Raw genomic sequence first — 25,863 nt, 5'->3', positions numbered from 1 at the left:
TTTTTTTCAGAAATTCAAAAAAAACTTGCATAATATACATTTGAGGTGTATACTTATGCAATCGACGGTATATGACAGCAGAAAACAAAGATTTTTCATTGAAAAAAGAAAATAATTGAGCTATCATAAAGAGAAAAGAAAAAATGTCCGGCAAGACAAGAAAACGGGCGAAAGAAAAAAGGAGAAAAAGGTATGATCAGAGCAGGAATTATCGGTTCTACAGGATATGCAGGAGGCGAGCTGGTGCGTATTCTCCTGGGACACAAAGATGTGGAGATTAAATGGTATGGTTCCAGAAGCTATATCGATAAGAAATATGCGTCGGTTTACCAGAATATGTTTCAGTTAGTAGACGATGTCTGCAAGGACGACAACATGGAGCAGCTTGCAAAGGAAGTAGACGTCATTTTTACAGCAACTCCGCAGGGACTCTGTGCTTCCCTGGTAAATGATGAAATTCTTTCGAAAGTAAAGGTCATCGACCTGAGCGCCGATTTCCGTATTAAAGATGTAAAAACGTATGAAGAGTGGTACAAGATCGAGCATAAATCCCCGCAGTATATCGACGAGGCGGTTTACGGACTGTGCGAGATCAACCGTGAGAAAGTAAAACAAGCGCGCATCGTGGCAAACCCGGGATGCTATCCGACCTGCTCAACTCTTTCGATTTATCCTTTATTAAAGGAAGATCTGATTGATGGAAACACCATCATTATTGATGCAAAATCAGGAACTTCCGGAGCAGGAAGAGGAGCGAAAGTGGACAACCTCTACTGTGAGGTCAATGAAAACATCAAGGCATACGGCGTTGCCGGCCACCGCCACACACCAGAGATCGAGGAGCAGCTTTCCTATGCAGCCGGCTACCCGATCACCCTGAACTTCACCCCGCATCTTGTTCCGATGAACCGCGGCATTCTCGTAACGGCATATGCATCCCTGAAAAAAGATGTGACTTACGAAGAGGTTAAAGCCGTTTATGATAAGTATTATGCCAACGAGCAGTTTGTACGTGTTCTCGATAAGGATGTCTGCCCGCAGACGAAATGGGTCGAGGGAAGCAACTATGTGGATGTCAACTTCAAGATCGATCCGAGAACGAAACGAATCATCATGATGGGTGCGATGGACAACCTGGTCAAAGGCGCAGCAGGACAGGCGGTACAGAATATGAACCTGATGTTCGGCCTGCCGGAAAACGAAGGCCTGTGCATGCCGCCGATGTTCCCGTAAAAAAGACAGAAGCAGACAACAGACGGAATTTACGAAAAGTGAGGATAAAAGAATGAAAAAGATTGAAGGAGGCATCACTGCTGCAAAAGGTTTTCAGGCAGCAGGCGGCGCAGCAGGAATTAAAAAACAGGGCGTAAAGGATATGGCACTTGTCTACAGCGAGGTACCGTGCGTAGCAGCAGGAACCTTTACTACAAACATCGTAAAAGCAGCTCCGGTCAAATGGGACCAGGAGATTGTATACAACCATCCAACCGCACAGGCAATCGTCTGCAACAGCGGAATCGCCAATGCATGCACCGGCGAGGAGGGCTATGGCTACTGCAGAAAAACCGCAGAGGCAGCATCGGCTGCACTTTCCATTCCAGAGGACTCCGTTCTCGTTGCATCGACCGGTGTTATCGGAAAACAGATCCCGATCGATAAGATCGCAGCCGGCGTGGAAATGCTGAAACCGCAGCTTGCAGCTACAAGAGAAGCCGCAGCTATAGCAGCACAGGCGATCATGACAACCGACACCGAGCCGAAGGAAGTTGCTGTTCAGATCGAAATCGGCGGAAAAACCGTAACGATCGGCAGTATGTGCAAGGGCTCCGGCATGATCCATCCGAATATGTGCACCATGCTGAGCTTTGTGGCAACCGATGCCAATATTTCGAAAGAGATGCTGCAGAAAGCACTGAGCGAAGTCGTACCGGACACCTACAACATGGTTTCCGTAGACGGTGATACTTCCACAAACGATACCGTTCTCCTTCTGGCAAACGGTCTTGCCGGAAACCCGGAAATTACGGAAGAAAACGAGGATTACAAGATTTTCAAAGAAGCACTCTTTGAAGTCAATAAAACACAGGCGATGCACATCGCAGGCGACGGCGAGGGCGCAACCGCACTGTTCGAAGTGACGATTCAGGGAGCCGAGAGCAAAGAGCAGGCCGTGACACTGGCAAAATCCGTCATCACATCGAGTCTGACGAAAGCGGCAATCTTCGGCCATGACGCCAACTGGGGAAGAATCCTCTGCGCGATGGGTTACTCCGGAGCAAAATTCGATCCGGAAAATGTAGATCTCTACTTTGAGAGCGCAGCCGGAAAACTGCAGATTATCACGAAAGGTGTTGCCGTTGACTACAGCGAGGAGGAGGCAACGAAGATCCTCTCCGAGCCGAAAGTAACTGCGATCGCCGACATCCACATGGGAGAGGCGGCAGCAACGGCATGGGGCTGCGACCTGACCTATGACTATGTAAAAATTAATGCGGATTACCGTTCTTAAAAACATTCGGATGAAATTCTGAGGGAATACAACGAAAACGTGCCGGGAAATCGTATTTTCGGTACAGCAGAACCAGGAATCAAAAGAGGAGAGCGAGGAAAAAATCATGGTAAATCAGATGTATCTGGACAAAGCAAATGTGCTGATCGAGGCACTTCCTTATATTCAGCGGTTCAACCGCAAAATCATTGTCATCAAATACGGCGGAAGCGCGATGGTGGATGAAGAGTTAAAGAGAAACGTCATCCAGGACGTGGTTCTTCTGAAACTGGTCGGCTTCAAACCGATCATCGTACACGGCGGCGGAAAGGAAATCAGCCGCTGGGTCGGAAAAGTCGGCATGGAACCGAAATTCGTCAACGGCCTTCGTGTAACGGATGCCGATACGATGGAAGTGGCAGAGATGGTGCTGAACAAGGTCAACAAAGAGCTTGTCACCATGATTCAGTCACTCGGAGTTAATGCTGTCGGCATCAGTGGAAAAGACGGCGGTCTCTTAAACGTAGAGAAAAAGCTGTCCAAGGGAGAAGACATCGGCTTCGTTGGAAATATCAAAAATGTAAACCCGAAAGTGCTGTACGATCTTCTGGATAACGATTTCCTGCCGGTAGTCTGCCCGGTCGGCATGGACGATGATTTCAACACCTATAACATCAATGCAGACGACGCAGCCTGCGCGATCGCAGAGGCGTTAAATGCGGAAAAACTGGCATTCCTGACCGATATCGAGGGTGTCTACAAAGATCCGAAGGATCCGGAGAGCCTGATTTCCGAGCTCCACGTACAGGAAGCAAGAGATCTCATCACAAACGGAAATGTCGGCGGCGGCATGATTCCAAAACTGCAGGGCTGCATCGATGCGATCGGGAACGGCGTATCGAGAGTCCACATCATGGACGGAAGAATCCCGCACTGCCTGCTGCTTGAGATCTTTACGAACAAAGGAATTGGTACGGCTATTTTAGGGGAAAACAAGGAGAAATTCAATCATGAAGACGAATGAGTATATGGAACAGACCGAGCAGTACGTGCTTCACACCTATAACCGGTTCCCGCTTGTGATCGACCACGGCGAGGGCGTTCATCTGTATGACACCGACGGAAAAGCATATCTGGACTTTGCGGCAGGTATCGCGGTATATGCGCTCGGCTACAGCAATGACGATTATAAAAAAGCAGTGAAAGACCAGGTGGACAAAGTCATCCATGTTTCCAACCTGTTCTACAATGTTCCGATGGGCTCCGCGGCGGAAAAGCTGGCGAAGGCATCCGGCATGGATAAAGTATTCTTTACGAACAGCGGTACGGAGTCGATCGAGGGAGCCATCAAAGTAGCGAGAAAATACGCTTACTTAAAAGATGGCAGCAACGATCACGAGATCATCGCGATGAACCATTCCTTCCATGGAAGAAGCCTTGGAGCGCTTTCTGTAACAGGAAATACGCATTATCAGGATCCGTTCAAACCGCTGATCGGCGGCATTAAATTTGCGGATTTTAATGATCTGGAGAGCGTAAAGGCACAGATTACCGACAAGACATGTGCGATCATCATGGAGACTGTACAGGGCGAGGGCGGTATCTATCCGGCAACGAAAGAATTTTTACAGGGCGTGCGCGATCTGTGTGACGAGCACGACATCCTGCTGATTCTCGACGAGATCCAGTGCGGTATGGGAAGAACGGGAAAACTGTTCGCATGGCAGGATTACGGCGTACAGCCGGATGTCATGACGTGTGCAAAAGCACTTGGCTGCGGCGTTCCGGTCGGCGCCTTCGTGCTGAATAAAAAGACGGCAGAGCATTCGCTCGTTCCGGGAGACCACGGAACGACATACGGCGGAAACCCGCTGGCCTGCGCGGCTGTCAATGCTGTATTTGAATGCTATGAGAAACAGCATGTCGTAGAGCATGTAGCAGAGACGGCTCCGTATCTGGAGAAAAAGCTGGACGAGCTGGTGGAAAAATATGACTGCCTCGCAGCACGCCGTGGAAAAGGCTTTATGCAGGGCCTTGTCGTAACGGGACGTCCGGTCGGAGAAGTCATCAACCGCGCGATTGAGAACGGACTTCTTGTGATTTCCGCCGGAAGCGACGTTCTTCGTATGGTACCGCCGCTTGTGATTACGAAAGATGACATCGATGAGATGATTGAAAAACTGGAGAAAGCATTACAGTAATGTGAAATAGACAGCCGTCTGGTTTCCTAGGCAGGAGACCGGTCGGCTGTTTTCCTGCTGTCCCTGAGTTCTGTATAAAAACGGGGAAAAAAGGAATAGTATAAAATGTACTCTCGGGGCCTTTCTGCACTTGCTTTTACGGCCGATTTTCCGCCAGCTGCACCCAAATTTCATCAACGTACGCACCGCGTACGCCTCAGAAATTTGGGTGCAGCTGACAAAAAATCTTCTCGTAAAATCAAGCGCAGAAAGACTCCGAGAGTACATAAAAAAACAGCAGGAGGAAAAATCAATGGCGGGAATTTTAACAGCGCTGCTTTCCGGCGCACTGATGAGTATTCAGGGCGTTTTCAACACAGAGGTGACGAAACAGACGAGCACATGGCTGGCGGCCGGCTGGGTGCAGATCAGTGCGTTTGCCGTCTGTCTTGCGGCATGGTGCATCACCGGGAGGGAGCCGATCGGGGATCTGTTCCGCGTAAAGCCGTGGTATCTGCTGCTCGGCGGGGCAATTGGCGCGTTTATCACGATCACGGTTATCTGGAGTATGGCAGGGCTCGGCCCGGCGAAGGCGGCGATGCTGATCGTCATTTCCCAGCTCGCAGCGGCGTGGCTGATTGAACTGTTCGGCCTTTTCGGTATGGAAAAAACGGATTTCACCGTGCGCAAGCTGCTCGGCATGGCAGTGGCAGTTGTGGGAATTGTAGTGTTTCAGTGGGAATAACGATTAAGATTTCTACTTGTATTTTTATGGTTTCTTCGATACAATAGAAACGTAGTTATGCGTACACAAGGGACCCTTGCGCGTCAGATGTGAAGCGGAAGGGAGTACACAGTATGAAATTGAAAAAACAGCAGGACAGAGGCAGAAAACATGCAAAAATACTGGCGGCGATGCTGGTTTTTTTGCTCTGCGGATGCAACCACAGGGATACAGAATACAAACTGTCAGATAGCACAGGCGGGAGCACGGCGGAAACCGTTTTCGGGAATCAGAAGGAAGTGGATGAGGAGCAGACGGTTTCCGAAAAAAGCGCCGGAGAAACCACAGGCATTCCGGAAAAACGTGAGGCACAGGAGGCAGCACCGGAAGAAACAGTGCAGGTTTATATCTGCGGTGCGGTCGCTTCCCCCGGTGTCTACACGCTGCCGGGCGGAAGCCGCGTAGTGCAGGCTGTGGAATCGGCAGGCGGATTTCTGCCGGATGCTGAAGAAAAAATCCTCAATCTTGCACGGAAAATCGAAGACGGAGAGCAGATCACCGTCTGGACGCGCGAGGAGGCAGAAAACATGGAAATCACGGAAACGCCGCAGCAGAATACGGGCGGCACGGAGCAGGCTTCCGGTTCCGGCAAAGTCAACCTGAACACGGCCGGAAAAGAAGAACTGATGACACTCTCCGGCATCGGAGAGAGCCGTGCGGATGCCATCATCGCCTACCGCGAAGCAAACGGCCCGTTTGGTTCGATTGAGGAGATTATGAACATTGAGGGCATCAAGGGAAAGATGTTTGAAAAGATAAGGGGTTCTATCGAGGTTTAGAACAAGAAGGAGAAGAAATGGCAAAGAAAGTTCTTGTAGTTGATGATGAAAAACTGATCGTAAAAGGAATCCGCTTCAGCCTGGAGCAGGACGGCATGGAGGTTGACTGCGCATACGACGGCGAGGAAGCACTCTCCATGGCAAAAGAAAAAGAATACGATATGATCCTTCTGGATCTGATGCTGCCAAAGCTGGACGGATTGTCCGTCTGCCAGCAGATCCGTGAATTTTCCAACGTTCCGATCGTCATGCTGACCGCAAAGGGCGAGGACATGGACAAAATCCTGGGACTGGAATACGGCGCAGATGATTACATCACAAAGCCGTTCAACATTCTGGAAGTAAAAGCACGCATCAAGGCCATCATGCGCCGTGCGGCCCGCCAGGAGCCAAAAGAAGAGAAAGCAAAAGTCGTACAGGTGAAAGACCTGCGGATCGACTGCGAGAGCAGAAGAGTCTTCATCGGAGACCGCGAGATCAATCTGACTGCGAAGGAGTTCGATGTGCTCGAGCTTCTCGTCTTCAATCCGAACAAGGTGTACAGCAGAGAGAACCTGCTGAATATTGTCTGGGGCTATGAGTACCCGGGCGACGTGCGCACCGTAGATGTACATATCCGCCGTCTGCGCGAAAAGATTGAGAAAAATCCAAGTGAACCGAAGTACGTTCACACAAAGTGGGGAGTTGGTTACTATTTCCAGGCTTAAAAACAAAGAAAAATGGAAGTTTCTGCGGAGTCTGCGCTTCCGCATCACGGTGATTCTTGTGATCATCGGCATTGTACCGTGTGTGATCCTTGAGAAGAGCATCGTAAACAGCTATGAGGACCGTGCGGTATCGGTGCGCAGCATTACCGTAAAAAATCAGTGCGATATTATCTGCAACCAGCTCATCCAGCAGAATTACATGGAAGATCCTGGATCGGATGTCATCAACGGACAGCTCAGTATGCTGACAAATATCTACGGCGGCAGAATCCTGATTATCGACCAGGATTTCCGCGTCATCAAAGATACGTACGATATGGACCGCGGAAAGACGATTATCTCGCAGGAGGTCATCCAGAGCTTTCAGGGCAAGGAGACGAGCCAGTACGACCGGAAAAACAGCTATCTGGAAATGACGGTGCGGATTCAGAATACCGAGACGAAGGAGACGCTCGGCGTTATGCTCGTCAGCATTTCGACGGATGAGATCCGTGCGAATATGAAAATTCTGGAGACGAAGGGAATGACGATTCTTTCGATCATTGCGCTTCTCGTGCTGGTTTTTGGCTATCTGCTCGCGGGCATTCTGATGAAGCCGTTCCAGAAGGTCACCCGTTCCATCGAGGACATCACCGACGGCTATCTCGACGAAAGCATTTCTGTTCCGGATTACCTCGAGACAGAGCTGATCACGGACGCATTCAACAAGATGCTGACCCGCGTCCGCACGCTCGACGATTCCCGCCAGGAATTTGTTTCGAACGTCTCGCATGAGTTAAAGACGCCGCTTGCGTCCATGAAGGTTCTGGCGGATTCGCTGAACGGGCAGGAGGGCGTTCCGGTGGAACTTTATCAGGAGTTCATGCAGGATATTACCTCGGAGATCGACCGCGAAAACCAGATTATTACCGACCTTTTGTCGCTGGTCAAGATGGATAAAAAGGTGGCAGACCTCAATATCACCCAGGTCAATATCAACGAGCTGTTAGAGCAGCTGCTGAAGCGGCTTCATCCGATTGCCGCACAGAAAAATGTGGAGCTCATTCTCGACAGCTTCCGCCCGGTCAATGCGGAGGTGGATGCGACGAAGCTCTCGCTGGCGTTCTCGAACCTGATCGAAAACGGCATCAAATACAACAACGAGAATGGATGGGTGCGTGTATCCTTAAATGCGGATCACAAATATTTCTACGTGACGGTGGCAGACTCCGGCATCGGCATCCCGGAGGAGTCGATTGCGCATATCTTCGAGCGTTTCTACCGCGTGGACAAGTCCCACTCGCGGGAAATCGGCGGAACCGGCCTTGGCCTTGCGATTGCGCGGAGCGCGATTGTCATGCACCGGGGAGCGATCCGTGTATACAGCAAAGAAAACGAGGGAACGACATTTTCCGTGCGGATTCCTCTGAATTACGTGATGTAGGAGGTGGCGCACATGAAACGGATACTTGGCGTACTGCTGGCCGGCGTGCTGCTTCTTAGCGGCTGCGGGCAGTGGCAGAAGAGCCAGAAGGAGTCGGCGTATCACCTGTACTGCCTGGACAAAACCGGCACAACACTGGTGCAGGAGCCGTATGAACCAAAAGAAGGAACGGATCAGAAACTGATCAAGGAGCTGGTTGACGCGCTGCAGGAGAAACCTGCCAAGGACGGAAACCAGGCACTTCTTTCCAATGGGATTTCCATCAAGACGTATACGCTGGAGAACGGGCTCCTTACGCTGAACTTAAGTGGAGAGTACGGAGAGCTTGCGCGGCCGCAGGAGGTTTTGGTGCGTGCAGGACTGGTGCGTACCTTTGTGCAGGTTCCGGAGGTGGAGCGCGTGACGCTTCTGATTGACGGGGATCCGTTAAAGGATTCCAAAGGACGCGAGATCGGAACGATGACGGCGGACAGCTTTCTGGAAAATTCCGGAAGGGAAATTTATCAGTATCAGTATGCGACGCTGACACTGTATTTTGCAAATGAAGCAGGCGATCATCTTGTGAAAGAGACGCGGCGGGTGCCGTACAGCACGAACATTCCGCTGGAACGTGTCGTGGTGGAGCAGCTGATGAAGGGACCGAAAGAAGACGGCCACTATGCAGTGCTGCCGGATACGATGAATGTCTTAAGTGTCACGACATCCGATCGGATTGCCTATGTGAATTTTGACAAATCTTTTAAGGATTCTGCGCTTTCGAGTGTGGCGGAGCAGATTCCGATTTACGCGGTGGTGGATTCCATCACGGCGAACTGTAAGGTGGATAAGGTGCAGTTTTCCATCAACGGAGAGAGCGATGTAACCTTCCGTGAAACGATGAAACTCAATCAGTTCTACGAGGAAGACCTGTCTTATCTGGAGGAAAAAGATACATGAGAAAACGGCCCATGTGCCTGGCGTGTCTTGGATTCATGCTGGTGCTTGTGCTGCTGCGGATTGCGGGCGTGCCTCTTGGCACGCCTTTTTCTGACCCCAAATACGAAAACAAAGCGCAGCAGGGCAGGAAGGTGTGGATTGCAGGGACAATTGAAACGTATGAGAAAAAGAGCAGCAACAACGGGTATGTGCTGCGTGGGGAGGGAAGCAAAGGGAAAATTTATCTGCTCGCAAAGCGGGGAGATCTGCCGGTCGGAGCCGCTGTGCGGGTGTACGGAACTGTAAAAAAGCCGGAAAGCCCGCGCAATCCGGGGATGTTTGATGAGAAAACATATTATGAGGGAAAAGGCTGTGCGTTCTACGTGATTTCGGAACGGGAGGAAGTTGTGGATGTCGGGCGGTGGAATCTCGGCGAAGCGCTCCGGCTGGAGCGGGAGCGGTGCTGTGCCGTTTTAAAAGAAATGATGCCGGAGGAGGAGGCAGGTGTGCTTTCTGCGATGCTGCTCGGGGAACGGTCGGAACTCACGGAGGAGACGTATCTGGCGTATCAGCAGAGCGGTCTGCTGCACCTGATTTCCGTTTCCGGCATGCATCTGATGCTGCTCGGCATGGCACTCCGACGGCTGCTGATGGCGCTGCATCTGCCGAAAACTCCCGCATCTCTGGCAGCGGCCGCCGGTATGGTGCTGTATGGCATGTTTACCGGCAGCGGAACGGCGACCGTGCGTGCAGTGGTGATGTTTGCGGTGCGGATGGGAGCTGTCGCAGTGGGAAGGACGTATGATTCCTTAAGTGCGCTCTCTCTTGCGGCAATTCTGATGCTGGCGGAAAACCCCTCGTATCTGGAGCAGAGCGGGTTCTGGCTTTCGTTTGGAGCAGTAACAGCCATTTCCGGGGTTTATCCGGTTCTGGCGGGGGAGAAGGCGGAACGGAAGAGACGCGGGGAAAAAACGGGGTTGGAAAAGCTTGCGGCGAAAGGAAAAGAGGCTGCGATGGTGTACCTTTCCCTGCAGCTTGTCATGATCCCGCTGCAGGCGTGGTATTTTTATGAGATTCCGCTCTTTGCGTTTCTGCCGAATCTGTTTGCAGGAGCTGTCATGACGGCGGTGCTGCTGACGGGTGCTGCGGGGCTTCTGGCGGGACTGGCAAGCGTGAAAGCGGGAAGTGTTGTTCTGCTTCCGACGCGGTTCCTGCTCACACTTCTGCGGCAGATGACAGCGGCGGTCGCACAGATTCCGGGAAATGTGTGGATCTGCGGTCAGCCGGAAAAATGGCAGATGGCAGGATATGGAATCATTCTGACCGGTCTGCTGGTGATACTGTATGTGCGAAAACGAAAACGGGAGATGAATCCGGATGGGGCAAAACGAAAAGGTGCGCAGGCACGAAAGCGGGAGCGGATGCTCTTTGGTATTACCATGTTTTTTGCCTGTGTTCTGCTTTTTTACCGTCCCCGGGAAACGTTTTCCATTACAGCGCTGGACGTCGGCCAGGGCGATTCGCTGGTGGTGGAGAGCGGCCGTTTTGTGATGCTGAATGACGGCGGGAGCAGCAGTGCGTCTGCGGTCGGGGAAAAAAGGATTCTCCCATATCTGAAACAGCGCGGCATTGCCGCTCTTGATGCCGTTGTTGTCACGCACCCGGACGCAGATCACACGAACGGAATCCTCGAACTGCTGGAGCTGATCGGGGAGCAGAAAACGGCGCTTCGCATCCGCCATCTGTTCCTGCCTGTGTGGATGAAAGGAAGCGAAAAAGAAAATCCTTTTATTTTAGCCGCACAAAAAGCGGGAATTATGGTAGAATATCTAAAAAAGGGAGACGAGATCCGTGCAGGAGAACTCACCGTATCGGTACTTCATCCGGGAGCGGGCGAAGACTATACGGGAGAGGAAAACGCCGGAAGTGTTGTATTACAGCTTTCCTGCGGTGCCTGCCGCGCACTTCTGACGGGAGATCTGGAGGGAAGCGGAGAAGAAGAGATCCTGGGGGCGGCAGAGCGGTGCCAGATTTTAAAGGTGGCGCACCACGGCTCGAGAAATTCAACGAGCGAGGCATTTCTGAACCGCATACAGCCGCAGATCAGCCTGATTTCCTGCGCGTGGCCGGGACGGTACGGCCATCCGCACCGGGAGCTGCTGGAGCGGCTTCGTGCCTGCAAAAGCCATATCTACGGAACACCGGTGGATGGAGCCGTGACAGTACAGCTGAAGCGTGACCGCCTGGCGGTTCACGGATACCGGTCGGATGTGGAATTTCCCGTCTCCTGAATGGTCAAAAGCTCCGGCTGCTGCGGCACTGCGCAAACGTGCTTCTGCCGGAACAAAAGAAAGAGGATGGAATGAAAAGCATTTTAGAAGATATCAAAACGCAGAATTTTAAGCAGGCCTACCTGCTCTACGGAGAAGAAGCCTATCTGAAGCATCAGTATAAAAACAAGCTGAAAAACGCACTGCTGCCGGAGGACGACACGATGAATTTCTCCCGCTTTGAGGGAAGAGGAACCGAGATTCCCAAAGTGATTGACCTTGCGGAGACGATGCCGTTTTTTGCGGACCGCCGTGTGATTCTGCTGGAAAATACAGGATTTTTCAAAAACAAAGCCGACGCGCTGGCAGACTACATGGGATCCCTGCCGGATTATCTGGTGCTGATCTTCGTGGAGGAGGAAGTCGATAAGCGGAACCGTATGTACAAGGCGGTGCAGAAGCAGGGAAGAGCAGTGGAATTTGCTCGTCAGGACGAAAAGACGCTGATGACCTGGGTACTCGGCATGATGAAAAAAGAGGGAAAAAAGATCACGCGCCAGGATATGGAAGATTTTCTGGAAAAGACGGGCACGGATATGGGAAATATCTCGCAGGAGCTGGAAAAACTGCTCAGCTATACGATGGGAAGAGATGTGATCACGCGGGCGGATATCGAGGCAGTCTGCACAACGCAGATTACGAACCGGATTTTCGAGATGATCCGCGCGGTAACGGAGAAGAAGCAGCGGAAAGCGCTCGATCTGTATCAGGATCTGCTGGCTTTAAAGGAGCCGCCGATGCGGATTCTCTTTCTGCTGGCACGCCAGTTCAATCTGCTGCTGCAGGTCAAAGAGCTGCTGGCAGAGCACTGCGATCAGGCGACGATCGCAAAACGGACGGGACTGCAGAGCTTCGTTGTGCGGAACTATATTCCCATGTCGCGCCAGTATGCGGCGGAGGAATTAAAAGCGGCGGTCAATGACTGCGTGCAGATGGAAGAGGACGTGAAGACGGGAAAAATTTCCGATCTGCTGAGCGTGGAGCTGCTGATTACGAAATACAGCAGGGCGGCGTAAGAGCAGAGTTTTCTAAAAAGAACAAGGCGTATCGGCCAGTTTTCCTGTACCGGTACGCCTTGTTCTGTGTTTATCAAAAGATCTGTCGCGGCGCACTCTTTTGGTAAGCATAAAAAAAGAACCCAGCCACATGACGGTATGACTAAGTTCTCTTTGTTTTATATCTTGATTATGCGATTGAGTTTACAGCTTTGCTCAGATTGGATACTTTTCTGGCAGCGTTGTTTTTATGATAAACGCCTTTAGAAGCAGCCTTGTCGATGGTAGAGATCGCATTTACTAATGCAGCAGCAGCAGCCTCTTTATCGTTTGCAGCAACAGCAGCATCTACTTTTTTCATAGAAGTCTTAACTGCAGAACGGATTGCTTTGTTGCGGTCTGCCTTTGTCTGATTTACCAGGATTCTTTTCTTTGCGGATTTAATGTTAGCCAAACTGTACACCTCCAATATTTTTAAAATTAATGTGATTTAAGGGATGTTATTCAATGGAACAGACACGGGCGCTCCACTGAAACATGCTTTATTATCCTATAATATTTCGCATGGTTTGTCAATACATATTTTTGGAAAAATTGCAAAAACTACAACAAAAATACAGGAGAAGGAGAAAAGTATGATAGGAAAGTATAGGATGCGGACAGACCTGGCGATGGAGAATCAGGAAAAATTTGAGAGGGACCATGTGGAGATCTCCGGGGTCGAGATTGAGAAGAAGAAAAGAAAGGCGGAAATTCAGACAACCATTGTGAAAATCACATCGGAGCAGGGTGCAAAAATGATGGGAAAGCCGAAAGGGACGTATGTGACGATCGAAGCGCCGCTGCTTTTGACGGCAGACGAGGAGGAGAGCCGGAAAGCGGCGGAGGAGTTTTCCCACTGTCTGATGGAAATGGTGCCGGAAGCGTGCGGATCCGTTCTTGTGGCCGGCCTCGGCAACCGCGGCATCACGCCGGATGCGCTCGGGCCGGAGACGGTGGAGCAGCTTAACGTTACGCGCCATCTGGTGCGCACCTACGGAAAGAAGGGCCGGGAAGTGAGTGCCCTTGCTCCCGGCGTTATGGCACAGACGGGCATGGAGGCAGTGGAAATCCTGCGCGGAACGGCAGAACAGACCCATCCAGATGTGATTCTCGCCGTGGATGCCCTTGCCGCATGCAGTATTCACCGGCTGAACTGTACGATCCAGCTTGCCGACACCGGAATCTGGCCGGGCTCGGGCGTCGGAAACCACCGCAATGCCTTAAATCAGGAGACGCTCGGCGTGCCGGTCATCGGAATCGGTGTGCCGACCGTTGTAGGGGCAGGAACGATCGTCCACGATGCCGTCGCAGGCGTTCTGGAATCGCTGGAGGAGTCCGAGATGGATGAATTTCTGGGAGAAGTCATTTCACCGGCGCTCGAAAGCCTTTACGTGACGACAAAAGAGATCGACGAGATGGTCCGCCGCCTGGCCGGGGTTCTTGCGGCAGGTATGAATCAGGCATTTTCCGGGGAACTGTAACATATCATGAATATGGTGATAATATGTGGAATGCCAGGCGAAATGGACGATGGTTCGGATGGGGATGTCTTTTCCTGTCCTGCAGTATACTGCTGTTCCGCAGTGCAGCGGTTCTCCGGAAAAATCATTTCTTAGAGGGGAAAGTTCTGCTGCAGCGGGCGGCAGCACAGGCGGAGCAGTTATCCGTGGATGTGATGATGCCGCTTCTTTTTTATGACGGAAAAGAGGACGGAAGGGGATGGATGGAAAATCTCCTCGCGGCAGTGCGGGATCAGATACCGGCGCTTCGGGAGGGAAGCACGGCAGAAAATACGCTGTCTGCCGGGACAGAAACAGCGGAAACGGATACGGCGAAGCAGGATTCGTTTCCGGGACCGGGAGCAGAAAGAGGGCAGACAGAATCGAAGGAGCAGGGAACTGAGGAAGATCAAAAGGATGGAACTCAAAAAGATGGAATGGAAATCACGGAGCCGGAGCAGACGGAAACAGGAATCACAGAACCGGCAGCCGGAGAGTCGGCATCAACGGCAGAACCCGAAGCGCCGCAGTCTGTCCAGGAGGAGACCATCGAAACCGGCGGCGCACCGCGTGAGATTCTCTACCCGGAGGCCGACACGATTCAGGAGACAATTTCCCCTGACCTTCTTGCTGACCCGCAGGCGCTCCTGAACCGCTTCTTCGTTGTCGATCCCAACACTTCGGTCCTGCCGGGCGAGATCGACGGCAGCACCCTGCTCGGAAAAGACCTGACCCTGCCGGAAAATGCCGAAGGCCCGCAGATTCTGATCTATCATACCCATTCGCAGGAAACCTTCGCCGATTCCCGTCCGGGAGAAAGAGCGGACACGGTAATCGGCCTCGGTGATGATCTGCAGGAGCTTCTGGAAAAGCAGTACGGATACGAAGTGCTTCATATTACAGAGGCATTTGACATGAAAGAAGGCTGTCTCGAGCGGAGCCGCGCCTACAACTACGCGGAGCCGGTCATCGCAGCGGCGCTGGAAGAACACCCGTCCATTCAGGTCGTGATCGACCTGCACCGGGACGGGGTCAATGGTTCAAAACGTCTTGTGACAGAAATCAACGGAAAGCCGACCGCGCAGATCATGTTTTTCAACGGCCTTTCCCGCACGAAAGAAAGCGGCGAACTGACAAGCCTGCCCAATCCGTATCAGGCGGAAAACCTTGCATTTTCCTTTCAGATGGAGTATGAGGCAAAACAGTATTATCCCGGCTTTTCGCGCTGTATCTATTTAAAAGGCTACCGCTACAACCTCCATCTCCGCCCGAGATCTGTTCTTCTCGAGGTTGGTGCGCAGACGAATACGGTCGAGGAGGTGAAAAATGCAATGGGGCCGTTTGCGGATATCCTGCATAAGGTTCTGTCGGGCAAAAGTCCGGCATCAGGCGGATAAATTTATCTTGCTTTTTTGAGTGGAATTTCGTATCATACAAAATAGACATGAGATAAAATTGATATTTAACCCGTGAAAAAGCAGGAGGAAAAAACTTGTCAGGAATAGATCAGAGTAAAATTCGTAATTTTTGTATTATTGCCCATATCGACCATGGAAAATCAACCCTTGCGGACCGTATTATTCAGAAAACAGGCCTTTTGACCGAGCGTGAGATGCAGGATCAGGTGCTGGACAATATGGATCTGGAGCGTGAGCGCGGCATCACGATCAAGGCACAGGCAGTCCGTACCGTATACAAAGCGGCCGACGGCGAGGAGTACATTTTAAACATGATTGACACCCCGGGCCATGTTGACTTCAACTATGAGGTTTCCCGAAGCCTTGCCGCATGCGACGGCGCGCTGCTCGTTGTCGATGCATCGCAGGGTATCGAGGCGCAGACCCTTGCCAACGTCTACCTCGCCCTTGACCATGACCTGGATGTGTTCCCTGTCATCAACAAAGTAGACCTTCCAAGCGCCGAGCCGGACCGTGTAATTGCAGAGATCGAGGATGTCATCGGACTGGAAGCGCAGGATGCTCCGCGGATTTCCGCAAAAACCGGCTTGAACGTGGACGAGGTGCTCGAGCAGATCGTACAGAAAATTCCGGCACCGGAAGGTGATCCGACGGAACCGTTAAAAGCACTGATTTTCGACTCCGTCTACGATGCATACCGCGGCGTCATCATTTCCTGCCGTGTGATGGAAGGAAGCGTGAAAAAAGGAACGAGAATCCGCATGATGGCGACAGGCGCTGTCGAGGAAGTTGTCGAGGTCGGCTACTTCGGCGCAGGCCGTCTGATCCCGTGCGACGAGCTCTCCGCCGGAATGGTAGGCTATATCACCGCCAGCATCAAAAACGTGCGCGACACCCGCGTGGGTGATACCGTGACCGATGCCGACCGTCCGTGTGCAGAAGCACTGCCGGGCTACAAAAAAGTCAACCCGATGGTATACTGCGGCATGTACCCGGCCGACGGCGCACAGTACGGCGATCTGCGCGACGCGCTGGAAAAACTGCAGTTAAACGATGCATCCCTCTTCTATGAGCCGGAGACATCGGCAGCACTGGGCTTTGGCTTCCGCTGCGGTTTCCTTGGCCTGCTTCACCTGGAAATTATTCAGGAGCGCCTGGAGCGTGAGTACAATCTGGATCTCGTGACGACCGCACCGAGCGTTATCTATAAGGTTCACAAAACCGACGGAACCGTCATTGACCTGACCAACCCGTCGAATCTGCCGGACCCGTCCGAGATTGATTATATGGAAGAGCCGCTGGTAAAAGCAGAGATTATGGTGACGACCGACTACATTGGACCGATCATGGAGCTCTGCCAGCAGAGAAGAGGCCAGTATCAGGGAATGGAATACATGGAGACGACGCGTGCGATGCTTCATTACCATCTCCCGCTGAATGAGATTATCTACGATTTCTTTGATGCTTTAAAATCCCGCTCCAAAGGTTACGCGTCATTCGACTACGAGCTGCTCGGCTATGAGAGAAGCGAGCTTGTAAAACTCGATATCCTCGTCAATAAAGAAGAAGTGGATGCGCTGTCCTTCATCGTATTCGAGGGATCTGCCTACGAGCGCGGAAGAAAGATGTGCGAGAAGCTCAAAGAAGAGATTCCGCGGCAGCTCTTCGAAATCCCGATCCAGGCGGCTGTCGGATCGAAGATTATCGCCAGAGAAACCGTCCGCGCGATGCGCAAAGACGTCCTCGCCAAGTGCTACGGCGGCGATATTTCCCGAAAGAAGAAGCTGCTGGAGAAGCAGAAGGAAGGTAAGAAGCGGATGCGCCAGGTAGGAAACGTGGAGATTCCGCAGAAAGCCTTTATGAGCGTACTGAAACTGGATGAAAATTAAGAAATAAAAATGAGACCGGCCTGTCGGCGCCGCCTGCTGTTGCGGGAGCGCAGGGGCCGGTCTTTCGATCGTACGGAGGAAAAGCAGAATGAATAAAAAAAGAAAACCACTGGAACTCTATGTGCATATCCCGTTCTGCATCCGGAAATGCGCCTACTGTGATTTTGTCTCGGGACCGGGCACGAAAGCAATGCAGAAGGAGTATGAAGAGGCTCTGCTGGCAGAAATCGATGCAGCGGAAGAGACGGCAGAAAGTGAAGTGATTTCCGTCTTTTTCGGCGGCGGAACACCATCCGCAGTGGATGCCGGAATGCTCGCCCGTGTGATGGAAAAACTGCGGAGCAAGTACGTTTTTTCAGAGGATGCTGAGATTACGCTGGAGGCCAATCCGGGAACGCTGGATGCGGAAAAACTGAAATGTTACAGGAAGAGCGGCTTCAACCGGATCAGTATCGGCTGTCAGTCGGTTCACGATGAGGAGCTGAAACGGCTGGGAAGAATCCACACGTTTGCGGAATTTCAGGAGAGTTTTGCACTGGCACGGGATGCCGGGTTTGCGAATATCAACGTGGATCTGATGTCAGGTCTGCCGGAGCAGAGTGAAGAGAAATGGGAAGAGAGTCTTCGGACGATCGCGGAGCTTTCTCCGGAGCACATTTCCGCCTACAGCCTGATCGTGGAGCCGGGAACCCTGTTTGCGGAGCAGAAACTGGATCTGCCGGATGAGGACACAGAACGCGAAATGTATGCCAGAACGGCGGAAATCCTCGCAGAATACGGCTTTTTCCAGTATGAGATTTCCAATTATGCAAAGCCGGGCTTCGCATGCCGCCACAATATCGGCTACTGGAAAAGGACGGATTATCTGGGGTTCGGGCCTTCCGCGGCATCGTTATTCGGAAACCGCCGGTGGACGAACACGGCAGATCGATCTTTGTATCTGAAAGCGTGCGGAGCACTGGAAAAGATCCGTGAGGATGAGGAAATTCTTTCCCGGCAGGATGCCATGGAAGAATTTATGTTTCTCGGCCTTCGAATGACACAAGGGATCTCGACGGCGGAGTTTGAGGAGCAGTTTGGAAAGGAGATCCATGCCGTATACGGCGGGGTTCTGAAGAAATACAAAGCGGTGCATCTTTTACGGGAACACAGCGGGCGCCTGGCTCTGACACGCGATGGGATTTCCGTCAGCAATGTGATTCTGGCAGATTTTCTGCTGTAAAAAGATGATAAAGAAATAGAACAAATGTTTGCATAACGCACGGCGGTGTGCTATAATGGGAGAAAACGAGACAAGATTCCTGTCCCTGTCCGGACAGGGATTCCAATTAATAAGAGGAACAGTTATGGCAGAGAAAAAAGAGTTTATCAGAATACGGGGAGCCAGGGAGAACAACCTGAAAGCACTGAATGTCGATATCCCCAGAAACCAGTTTGTTGTATTTACGGGCCTCAGCGGTTCAGGAAAGAGTTCGCTTGCGTTTGACACGATCTATGCGGAGGGCCAGCGGCGGTACATGGAGAGCCTTTCCTCCTACGCGCGCCAGTTCTTAGGACAGATGGAAAAACCGAATGTGGACAGCATCGAAGGCCTGCCGCCTGCTATTTCGATCGATCAGAAATCGACGAACCGGAACCCGCGTTCCACCGTCGGAACCGTGACGGAGATTTACGATTACTTCCGTCTTCTGTACGCGAGAATCGGTATTCCGCACTGCCCGAAGTGCGGAAAAGTCATCAGCCGCCAGTCGGTGGACCAGATGGTCGATCAGATCATGGCACTCCCGGAGCGGACGAAAATCCAGCTTCTCGCGCCGGTTGTGCGCGGCCGCAAGGGAAGACACGAAAAGGTGCTCGAACAGGCAAAACGCAGCGGCTATGTCCGCGTGATGATCGACGGCAGCCAGTATGAGCTGTCCGAGGAGATTACGCTGGATAAGAACCTGAAACACAACATTTCCATTATTGTGGACCGTCTTGTAGTCAAACCGGACATTGAGAAACGTCTGACGGATTCCGTCGAGAATGTACTGGATCTGGCGGACGGCCTTCTGGTGGTCGACACGATGGACGGAAATCAGCTCAACTTCAGCCAGAGCTTTTCCTGCCCGGACTGCGGCATCAGCATGGAGGAGATTGAGCCGAGAAGCTTTTCCTTCAACAACCCGTTCGGCGCCTGCCCGAGCTGTGCCGGCCTTGGCTACAAGATGGAGTTCGACGAGGATCTGATGATTCCGGACAAGACCGTATCCATCGCAGACGGAGCCATCACCGTGCTCGGCTGGCAGTCCTGCACGGACAAATCGAGCTATACGAGAGCCATTCTCGATGCGCTCGCAGAGGAGTACGATTTTTCCCTTTCCACTCCGTTCTGTGAATATCCGAAAAAAATCCACGATATCCTGATTTACGGAACGAACGGAAAATCCGTCAAGGTGCATTACCGCGGTCAGCGCGGCGTCGGTGTGTACGATGTGGCTTTTGAGGGGCTGATCAAAAATGTAGAGCGCCGCTACCGTGAGACCGGATCGGATTCTACAAAACAGGAATACGAAACCTTCATGCGTGTGACCCCGTGCCAGGCGTGCCATGGCCAGCGTCTGAAACCGACGTCGCTTGGTGTGACGGTCGGAGATAAAAATATTTTTGAAGTAACATCCCTTTCCATCGACAATCTGCAGAAGTTTATGCAGAACCTCGAACTCTCCGAACAGCAGCTGCTGATCGGAAAGCAGATTTTAAAAGAGATCCGTGCGCGTGTGAGCTTCCTTGCGGATGTCGGATTAAACTATCTGACCCTGGCGCGTGGAACGGCATCGCTGTCCGGCGGTGAGGCGCAGAGAATCCGTCTGGCAACGCAGATCGGCTCCGGCCTTGTCGGTGTCGCCTATATTCTCGACGAGCCGAGCATCGGTCTTCACCAGAGAGACAACGACAAACTTCTCGCGACGCTGAAACATCTGCGTGACCTCGGAAACAGCCTGATCGTCGTGGAGCACGACGAGGATACGATGCGCGCCGCTGACTGCGTTGTCGATATCGGCCCGGGAGCCGGTGAGCACGGCGGAGAGCTGGTGGCGATCGGAACGGCGGAAGATCTGATGAAAAATCCGAATTCCATCACCGGAAAATACTTAAGCGGAGAGCTGAAAATTCCGGTTCCGTCCGAGCGCAGAAAGCCGACGGGCTGGCTGAAGGTAGTCGGAGCAAAAGAGCACAATCTGAAAAATATCAACGTGAATTTCCCGCTCGGTGTCATGACCTGCGTGACCGGAGTCTCCGGATCGGGAAAGAGTTCCCTTGTCAATGAAATTCTGTACAAACGGCTGGCAAGAGATCTGAACCGTGCGCGGACGATTCCGGGTGCACACAAAGACATCATCGGTATGGAACAGCTCGATAAGGTCATCGACATCGACCAGTCCCCGATCGGAAGAACACCGCGTTCCAATCCGGCAACGTACACAGGTCTGTTCGATCAGATCCGCGACCTGTTTGCGGCAACGCAGGATGCCAAGGCGCGCGGCTACAAGAAGGGAAGATTCAGTTTTAATGTGAAGGGCGGCCGATGCGAGGCCTGCGGCGGCGACGGTATCCTGAAGATCGAAATGCACTTCCTGCCGGATGTCTATGTGCCGTGTGAGGTCTGCCATGGAAAACGGTACAACCGTGAGACACTGGAAGTCAAATACAAAGGAAAGAGCATCTACGATGTGCTGAATATGACGGTCGAGGAGGCACTGGAATTCTTCAGGCCGGTACCATCGATTTTCCGGAAATTACAGACCCTGTACGATGTCGGCCTTTCCTACATCCGCCTCGGCCAGCCGTCCACCACGCTGTCCGGTGGAGAAGCGCAGCGTATCAAGCTCGCAGCAGAGCTGAGCCGCCGCGGCACGGGAAAAACGATCTACATTCTCGACGAGCCGACGACGGGACTTCATTTTGCGGATGTCCACAAACTGGTGGAGATTCTGCACCGCCTGTCCGAGGGCGGAAATACCGTCGTTGTCATCGAACACAATCTGGATGTCATCAAGACGGCGGACTATATTATTGATATCGGACCGGAGGGCGGAGACGGCGGCGGAACCGTGATTGCGTGCGGAACGCCGGAGGAAGTGGCCAAGAGCCCGGTATCCTACACCGGAAAATATGTCGAAAAATATCTCTAAAAAATCCTTTCCATTTTAAAAGGGATTGTATATAATAAGAAGCGGGTTGGGTTCAGAGCACATTCGATCCTTTTGGGTTTCGGGTGTTTTGAACCCGAACTTATTCTATACAAATTTCAAACAGATTAAAATAAAGAAAAATAAAAGAGAACAGGAAAGGGGATTACTATGGCTGCAACGACCGATATCGGAATTGATCTGGGGACGTCCAGCATCCTGGTCTATGCCAAGGGAAAAGGCATTGTATTAAAGGAGCCGTCCGTAGTTGCGTATGATAAAGATGCAGATAAAGTACGGGCAATTGGAGAAGAAGCGCGTCAGATGATTGGACGGACACCGGGCAATATTATGGCGGTCCGGCCCATGCGGCAGGGCGTGATCACGGACTTTCTGATCACCGAGCGCATGCTGCGCTACTTTATCCAGAAGGCAATGGGAAGAAGAGCATTCCGGAAACCGAGAATCAGCATCTGTGTGCCGTCCGGTGTGACGGAAGTAGAGCGGAAGGCTGTGGAGGAGGCAACGTACCAGGCGGGAGCCCGGGAAGTGCTGATCGTGCCGGAGCCGGTGGCAGCGGCAATCGGATCCGGAATTGACATTACGAAACCATGCGGAAATATGATCGTGGACATCGGTGGAGGCACGACGGATATCGCTGTGATCTCGCTTGCGGGAACCGTTGTTTCCAATTCGGTCAAGATTTCCAGTGAGACATTTGACCAGGATATCATCCGCTATGTACGGAAAACATACAACGTATTTATCGGAGAACAGACCGCAGAGGCAGTGAAAATCCGGATTGGTTCCGCTTATCCGCGGGCCGAGGAGAAAACAATGGAGATCAAGGGAAGAAACGTCATCACCGGACTTCCGGCGACGATTACGGTTTCCTCCGACGAAATCCGAGGTGCCCTTGCCCAGACGACAAACCAGATTGCGGACGCGATCTGTGCCGTGCTGGAAAAAACGCCGCCGGAACTGGCATCCGATGTTTCCGACCGCGGCATTATCCTGACCGGAGGCGGCAGTCTCCTTGCCGGAATGGACGAGCTGATCCAGGAGCGGACCGGCATCAATACCGTGACAGCAGAAAATCCGGCGAGCGTCGTTGCGCTTGGAACCGGCCAGTACCGCGAAGTGATGAATGAATTTGAAAGCCAGTTTTGATAAAAGATGAGTGAAAAAGAAAAAGTAGAAGGCTACGTAGAACACATTATTTTCCGAAATGAGGAGAACGGCTATACCGTCCTGAATCTGAGCATGAAGGGGCGCGAGCTGACATGCGTCGGCACGCTTCCGATGATCGGAGAGGGCGAGCTGATCGAGGCTTCCGGAGATTATATTGAACATGCTGCCTATGGAAAGCAGTTCCGCATTGAATCCTATGAGACGAAAGTTCCACAGGATTCTGTTGCATTGGAGCGGTATCTCGGTTCCGGTGCGATCAAAGGAGTCGGTGCGGCGCTGGCGGCAAGAATTGTGCGCCGCTTCGGTGACGATACGCTTCGGATCATCGAGGAAGAGCCGGAGCGCCTCGCGGAGGTAAAGGGAATCAGCGAGCGGAAAGCGCGTGAAATTGCACAGCAGGTGGCAGAAAAAGCCGAAATGCAGAATGCGATGATTTTCCTCTCGGGATATGGCATTGCGCTGAATCTCGGTGCAAAGATTTATCAGCAGTACGGGGACAATGTGTACCGGATTTTAAAGGAAAACCCGTATAAAATGGCGGAAGATATCGCAGGCGTGGGATTTCGGACGGCGGATGAGATTGCCGGAAAAATCGGGATTGCCGTGGACAGCGAATTCCGCATCAAGAGCGGTCTTTCGTATGTGCTGAATCAGGCGACGGCAGAAGGCCATGTCTATCTGCCGGAACCGGTGCTGCTTCGGAGAGGGCAGGAACTTCTCGGCGTAGAACCGGAGCGGATGCAGAAATCTCTGCAGGATATGGCAATCGACAAAAAAGCGGTCATCCGCGAGCTCCCGGCCGAACGGGAAGGGGATGAGCCGCTGCGGATTGTGTACGCCAGCCAGTATTATTATCTGGAACTGAGTACGGCGCGCATGCTGCATGAGCTGAATATTACATGCGAGGAAGACCGTGAGGCAATCGAAAAGCGGATCGGAAAGATCGAGAAAAAATATCAGATCGAGCTGGATGAGATGCAGAAGACGGCAGTCGTTGAGGCGGCATACAGCGGTCTTATGATCCTGACCGGAGGTCCCGGAACCGGAAAAACGACGACCATCAATGCGATGATCCATTATTTTGAGGCAGAAGGCCTCGACATTTTCCTGGCAGCGCCGACCGGAAGAGCGGCGAAACGAATGACAGAGGCAACTGGCTGTGAGGCATGCACGATCCATCGTCTTCTGGAACTGACGGGAAATGTGGATGACTCCTCGGCAAATGTGCATTTTGAGCGGAACGCAGATAATCCGCTCGACGCGGATGTCATCATCATTGATGAGATGTCGATGGTTGATATCCACCTGATGCATGCCCTTCTTTCCGCGATTGTGCCGGGAACAAGGCTGATCCTGGTGGGAGACCAGAACCAGCTTCCAAGTGTCGGCCCGGGCAGTGTCCTCCGGGATCTGATCCGTTCGGAATGCTTTCCGATTGTCTGCCTGACGCACATTTTCCGGCAGGCATCCCAGAGCGATATTGTTGTCAATGCACATAAGATCCATAATGGGGAAGAGGTTATACTGGACAATAAGAGCAAAGATTTCTTCTTTTTGAAACGGTACGATGTCAACGTGATCTGGAAAGTGCTGGTGACGCTGGTGTCCCAGAAACTGCCGCGTTATGTGGATGCCCGCCCGCAGGATATCCAGATTCTGACTCCGATGCGGAAAGGTGCACTCGGCGTGGAAAATCTGAATCAGATTCTGCAGAAATACCTGAACCCGCCCGCACCGGACAAAGCCGAGCGGGAAAATGGAGGTAATATCCTCCGCGAGGGCGACAAGGTCATGCAGATCCGCAACAATTACCAGATGGAGTGGGAAATCCGCGGCATCAACGGAATCGTGGCGGAGCGCGGTATGGGTGTATTCAACGGAGACCTCGGCATGATCCGGAGCATCAACCCGTATACCGAGGTGATCACCGTGGAGTTTGAGGAAGGAAAATTCGCAGACTATACGTTCAAACAGGCGGACGAGCTGGAGCTCGCCTACGCCACAACGATACATAAAGCGCAGGGAAGCGAGTACCCGGCGGTTGTGATTCCGCTGCTCGGCGGCCCGCGCATGCTGATGACGCGGAATCTTCTGTATACGGCCGTGACGAGAGCCAGAAAGTGCGTCACCATCGTCGGAAGTGATGTGACATTCCAGGCAATGATCGGAAATCATATCGAGGCGAACCGGTATACAACGCTCGCCAGAAGAATCTGGGAAATGCAGGAAGAAAACGCGTAAACACGTTTTTCCGGGGCATGGATGCGGCTGCATCCGGCAGAGTGGATAAGGGAAAGCGCAGGTTACATGAAAGAAAAAAATAAAACAGGAAACTGGCTTTTAAACGCAGTTTATCCGAGACGATGTCCCATCTGTGACGGACTGCTGTCACGTGAAGAGCTGTATCTATGCCGGAATTGTGTGGAAAAGATCCATCCGATTCTGGGCGCGCGGTGCAAAAAATGCGGGAAACCCGTGGGCAGTGAGGAAGAGTTCTGCCGGGACTGCAGCAGAATGAGGCACAGCTTCGACCGCGGTTTTGCGCCGTACGGTTACCACGGGGAACTTGAGGCTTCCCTGATGCGGTTCAAATATCATGAACGGCAGGAATACGCCGGATTTTATGCTCACGCGGCGTTTTTCTATGTGGGAAAGCAGATCCAGAGAAGAAATCCGGAGGTGCTCGTTCCGGTGCCGCTTCATCCGGCGAGACAGCGGCAGCGCGGCTACAATCAGGCGGAGGTATTTGCAGAAAAGCTGGCAGAAGAAATGGAACTTCCCATGAATGCCCGCCTGATCCGCCGTGTGAAAAAAACAAAACGCCAGAAAGAGCTTAGTCCCGCCGAGCGGCGGAAAAACCTGGAGGGAGCTTTTGCATTGGCAAAGCCGGGACAGATGAAATACTGCCGGATTCTTCTGGTAGATGACATTTACACAACGGGAAGCACGGTTGATGCCATTGCGTCACTGTTGAAAGTGAATGGAGCAGAACAGGTGGATTTTGTTTGTGCGGCAATTGTAAAATAGTGTGTGAATATTTTGAGAATAGCT

At 52.2% G+C, this 25,863-nt stretch carries 20 protein-coding genes; 19 read left to right on the top strand and 1 reads right to left on the bottom strand.

Annotation, left to right across the window (positions count from 1 at the left end; all coding sequences use genetic code 11):
- Positions 1 to 192: 192 nt before the first annotated feature.
- The 11 genes from argC to holA all read left to right on the top strand — a co-directional run bounded on the left by argC (position 193) and on the right by holA (position 12,622).
- Complete coding sequence (argC, locus tag DXD02_RS03080) at positions 193 to 1,233, top strand: N-acetyl-gamma-glutamyl-phosphate reductase (RefSeq protein WP_022462202.1); 1,041 nt, start codon at positions 193 to 195, stop codon at positions 1,231 to 1,233.
- Between the two features lie 52 nt (positions 1,234 to 1,285).
- A complete protein-coding gene (argJ, locus tag DXD02_RS03075; protein ID WP_118666367.1) occupies positions 1,286 to 2,509 on the top strand; it encodes a bifunctional glutamate N-acetyltransferase/amino-acid acetyltransferase ArgJ in 1,224 nt (407 codons plus the stop codon).
- A 106-nt stretch (positions 2,510 to 2,615) separates the two neighbouring features.
- Positions 2,616 to 3,512, top strand: a complete 897-nt coding sequence (argB, locus tag DXD02_RS03070) for an acetylglutamate kinase (RefSeq protein WP_118600769.1) — start codon at positions 2,616 to 2,618, stop codon at positions 3,510 to 3,512.
- On the top strand, positions 3,499 to 4,689 hold the full coding sequence (locus DXD02_RS03065; RefSeq protein WP_022462205.1) for an aspartate aminotransferase family protein: 1,191 nt from the start codon (positions 3,499 to 3,501) through the stop codon (positions 4,687 to 4,689). The genes argB and DXD02_RS03065 overlap by 14 nt, the downstream gene beginning before the upstream one ends.
- Before the next feature lie 292 nt (positions 4,690 to 4,981).
- The gene (locus tag DXD02_RS03060) at positions 4,982 to 5,413 is read left to right on the top strand and encodes a DMT family transporter (protein ID WP_055218605.1); all 432 of its coding nucleotides are present in this window, start codon (positions 4,982 to 4,984) and stop codon (positions 5,411 to 5,413) included.
- A 113-nt stretch (positions 5,414 to 5,526) separates the two neighbouring features.
- Complete coding sequence (locus DXD02_RS03055) at positions 5,527 to 6,231, top strand: helix-hairpin-helix domain-containing protein (RefSeq protein ID WP_118666366.1); 705 nt, start codon at positions 5,527 to 5,529, stop codon at positions 6,229 to 6,231.
- A 17-nt stretch (positions 6,232 to 6,248) separates the two neighbouring features.
- Complete coding sequence (locus tag DXD02_RS03050; RefSeq protein WP_022462209.1) at positions 6,249 to 6,938, top strand: response regulator transcription factor; 690 nt, start codon at positions 6,249 to 6,251, stop codon at positions 6,936 to 6,938.
- Entirely contained in the window at positions 6,883 to 8,361 is a 1,479-nt protein-coding gene (locus DXD02_RS03045; protein ID WP_022462210.1) for a sensor histidine kinase, read from the top strand. The genes DXD02_RS03050 and DXD02_RS03045 overlap by 56 nt, the downstream gene beginning before the upstream one ends.
- 12 nt (positions 8,362 to 8,373) lie before the next feature.
- Positions 8,374 to 9,297, top strand: a complete 924-nt coding sequence (locus DXD02_RS03040; protein ID WP_055227346.1) for a GerMN domain-containing protein — start codon at positions 8,374 to 8,376, stop codon at positions 9,295 to 9,297.
- Positions 9,294 to 11,567 (top strand): DNA internalization-related competence protein ComEC/Rec2, encoded by a 2,274-nt coding sequence (locus DXD02_RS03035; protein WP_118666365.1) that lies wholly within the window; start codon positions 9,294 to 9,296, stop codon positions 11,565 to 11,567. The genes DXD02_RS03040 and DXD02_RS03035 overlap by 4 nt, the downstream gene beginning before the upstream one ends.
- Before the next feature lie 71 nt (positions 11,568 to 11,638).
- Positions 11,639 to 12,622, top strand: a complete 984-nt coding sequence (gene holA / locus DXD02_RS03030) for a DNA polymerase III subunit delta (protein ID WP_118595083.1) — start codon at positions 11,639 to 11,641, stop codon at positions 12,620 to 12,622.
- 169 nt (positions 12,623 to 12,791) lie between these two features.
- Here the strand turns inward: holA and rpsT are convergent, their stop codons facing one another.
- Complete coding sequence (gene rpsT / locus DXD02_RS03025; RefSeq protein WP_022462214.1) at positions 12,792 to 13,055, bottom strand: 30S ribosomal protein S20; 264 nt, start codon at positions 13,053 to 13,055, stop codon at positions 12,792 to 12,794.
- Between the two features lie 181 nt (positions 13,056 to 13,236).
- Between rpsT and gpr the strand changes: the two genes are divergently transcribed.
- The 8 genes from gpr to DXD02_RS02985 all read left to right on the top strand — a co-directional run bounded on the left by gpr (position 13,237) and on the right by DXD02_RS02985 (position 25,839).
- Positions 13,237 to 14,124 carry a GPR endopeptidase gene (gpr, locus tag DXD02_RS03020; RefSeq protein WP_055218620.1) on the top strand — a complete coding sequence of 296 codons (888 nt, stop codon included), beginning with the start codon at positions 13,237 to 13,239 and terminating at the stop codon, positions 14,122 to 14,124.
- A 23-nt stretch (positions 14,125 to 14,147) separates the two neighbouring features.
- Positions 14,148 to 15,539, top strand: coding sequence for a stage II sporulation protein P (locus DXD02_RS03015; RefSeq protein ID WP_243108238.1), 1,392 nt, complete (start codon positions 14,148 to 14,150; stop codon positions 15,537 to 15,539).
- A gap of 95 nt (positions 15,540 to 15,634) precedes the next feature.
- A complete protein-coding gene (gene lepA / locus DXD02_RS03010) occupies positions 15,635 to 17,449 on the top strand; it encodes a translation elongation factor 4 (protein ID WP_022462217.1) in 1,815 nt (604 codons plus the stop codon).
- Between the two features lie 88 nt (positions 17,450 to 17,537).
- On the top strand, positions 17,538 to 18,671 hold the full coding sequence (gene hemW / locus DXD02_RS03005) for a radical SAM family heme chaperone HemW (RefSeq protein ID WP_118666364.1): 1,134 nt from the start codon (positions 17,538 to 17,540) through the stop codon (positions 18,669 to 18,671).
- Positions 18,672 to 18,795: 124 nt separating this feature from the next.
- Positions 18,796 to 21,624 carry an excinuclease ABC subunit UvrA gene (uvrA, locus tag DXD02_RS03000; protein ID WP_117509506.1) on the top strand — a complete coding sequence of 943 codons (2,829 nt, stop codon included), beginning with the start codon at positions 18,796 to 18,798 and terminating at the stop codon, positions 21,622 to 21,624.
- A 168-nt stretch (positions 21,625 to 21,792) separates the two neighbouring features.
- Positions 21,793 to 22,791, top strand: coding sequence for a rod shape-determining protein (locus DXD02_RS02995; protein ID WP_117761048.1), 999 nt, complete (start codon positions 21,793 to 21,795; stop codon positions 22,789 to 22,791).
- Positions 22,792 to 22,797: 6 nt separating this feature from the next.
- A complete protein-coding gene (gene recD2 / locus DXD02_RS02990) occupies positions 22,798 to 25,053 on the top strand; it encodes an SF1B family DNA helicase RecD2 (protein WP_117509504.1) in 2,256 nt (751 codons plus the stop codon).
- Between the two features lie 66 nt (positions 25,054 to 25,119).
- Entirely contained in the window at positions 25,120 to 25,839 is a 720-nt protein-coding gene (locus DXD02_RS02985; RefSeq protein WP_158579544.1) for a ComF family protein, read from the top strand.
- Positions 25,840 to 25,863 lie beyond the last annotated feature (24 nt).

Source organism: Blautia sp. TF10-30, from assembly GCF_003481245.1.
Taxonomy (GTDB): Bacteria; Bacillota; Clostridia; order Lachnospirales; family Lachnospiraceae; genus Fusicatenibacter; species Fusicatenibacter saccharivorans.
This window is presented reverse-complemented; position numbering and strand designations above follow the sequence as displayed.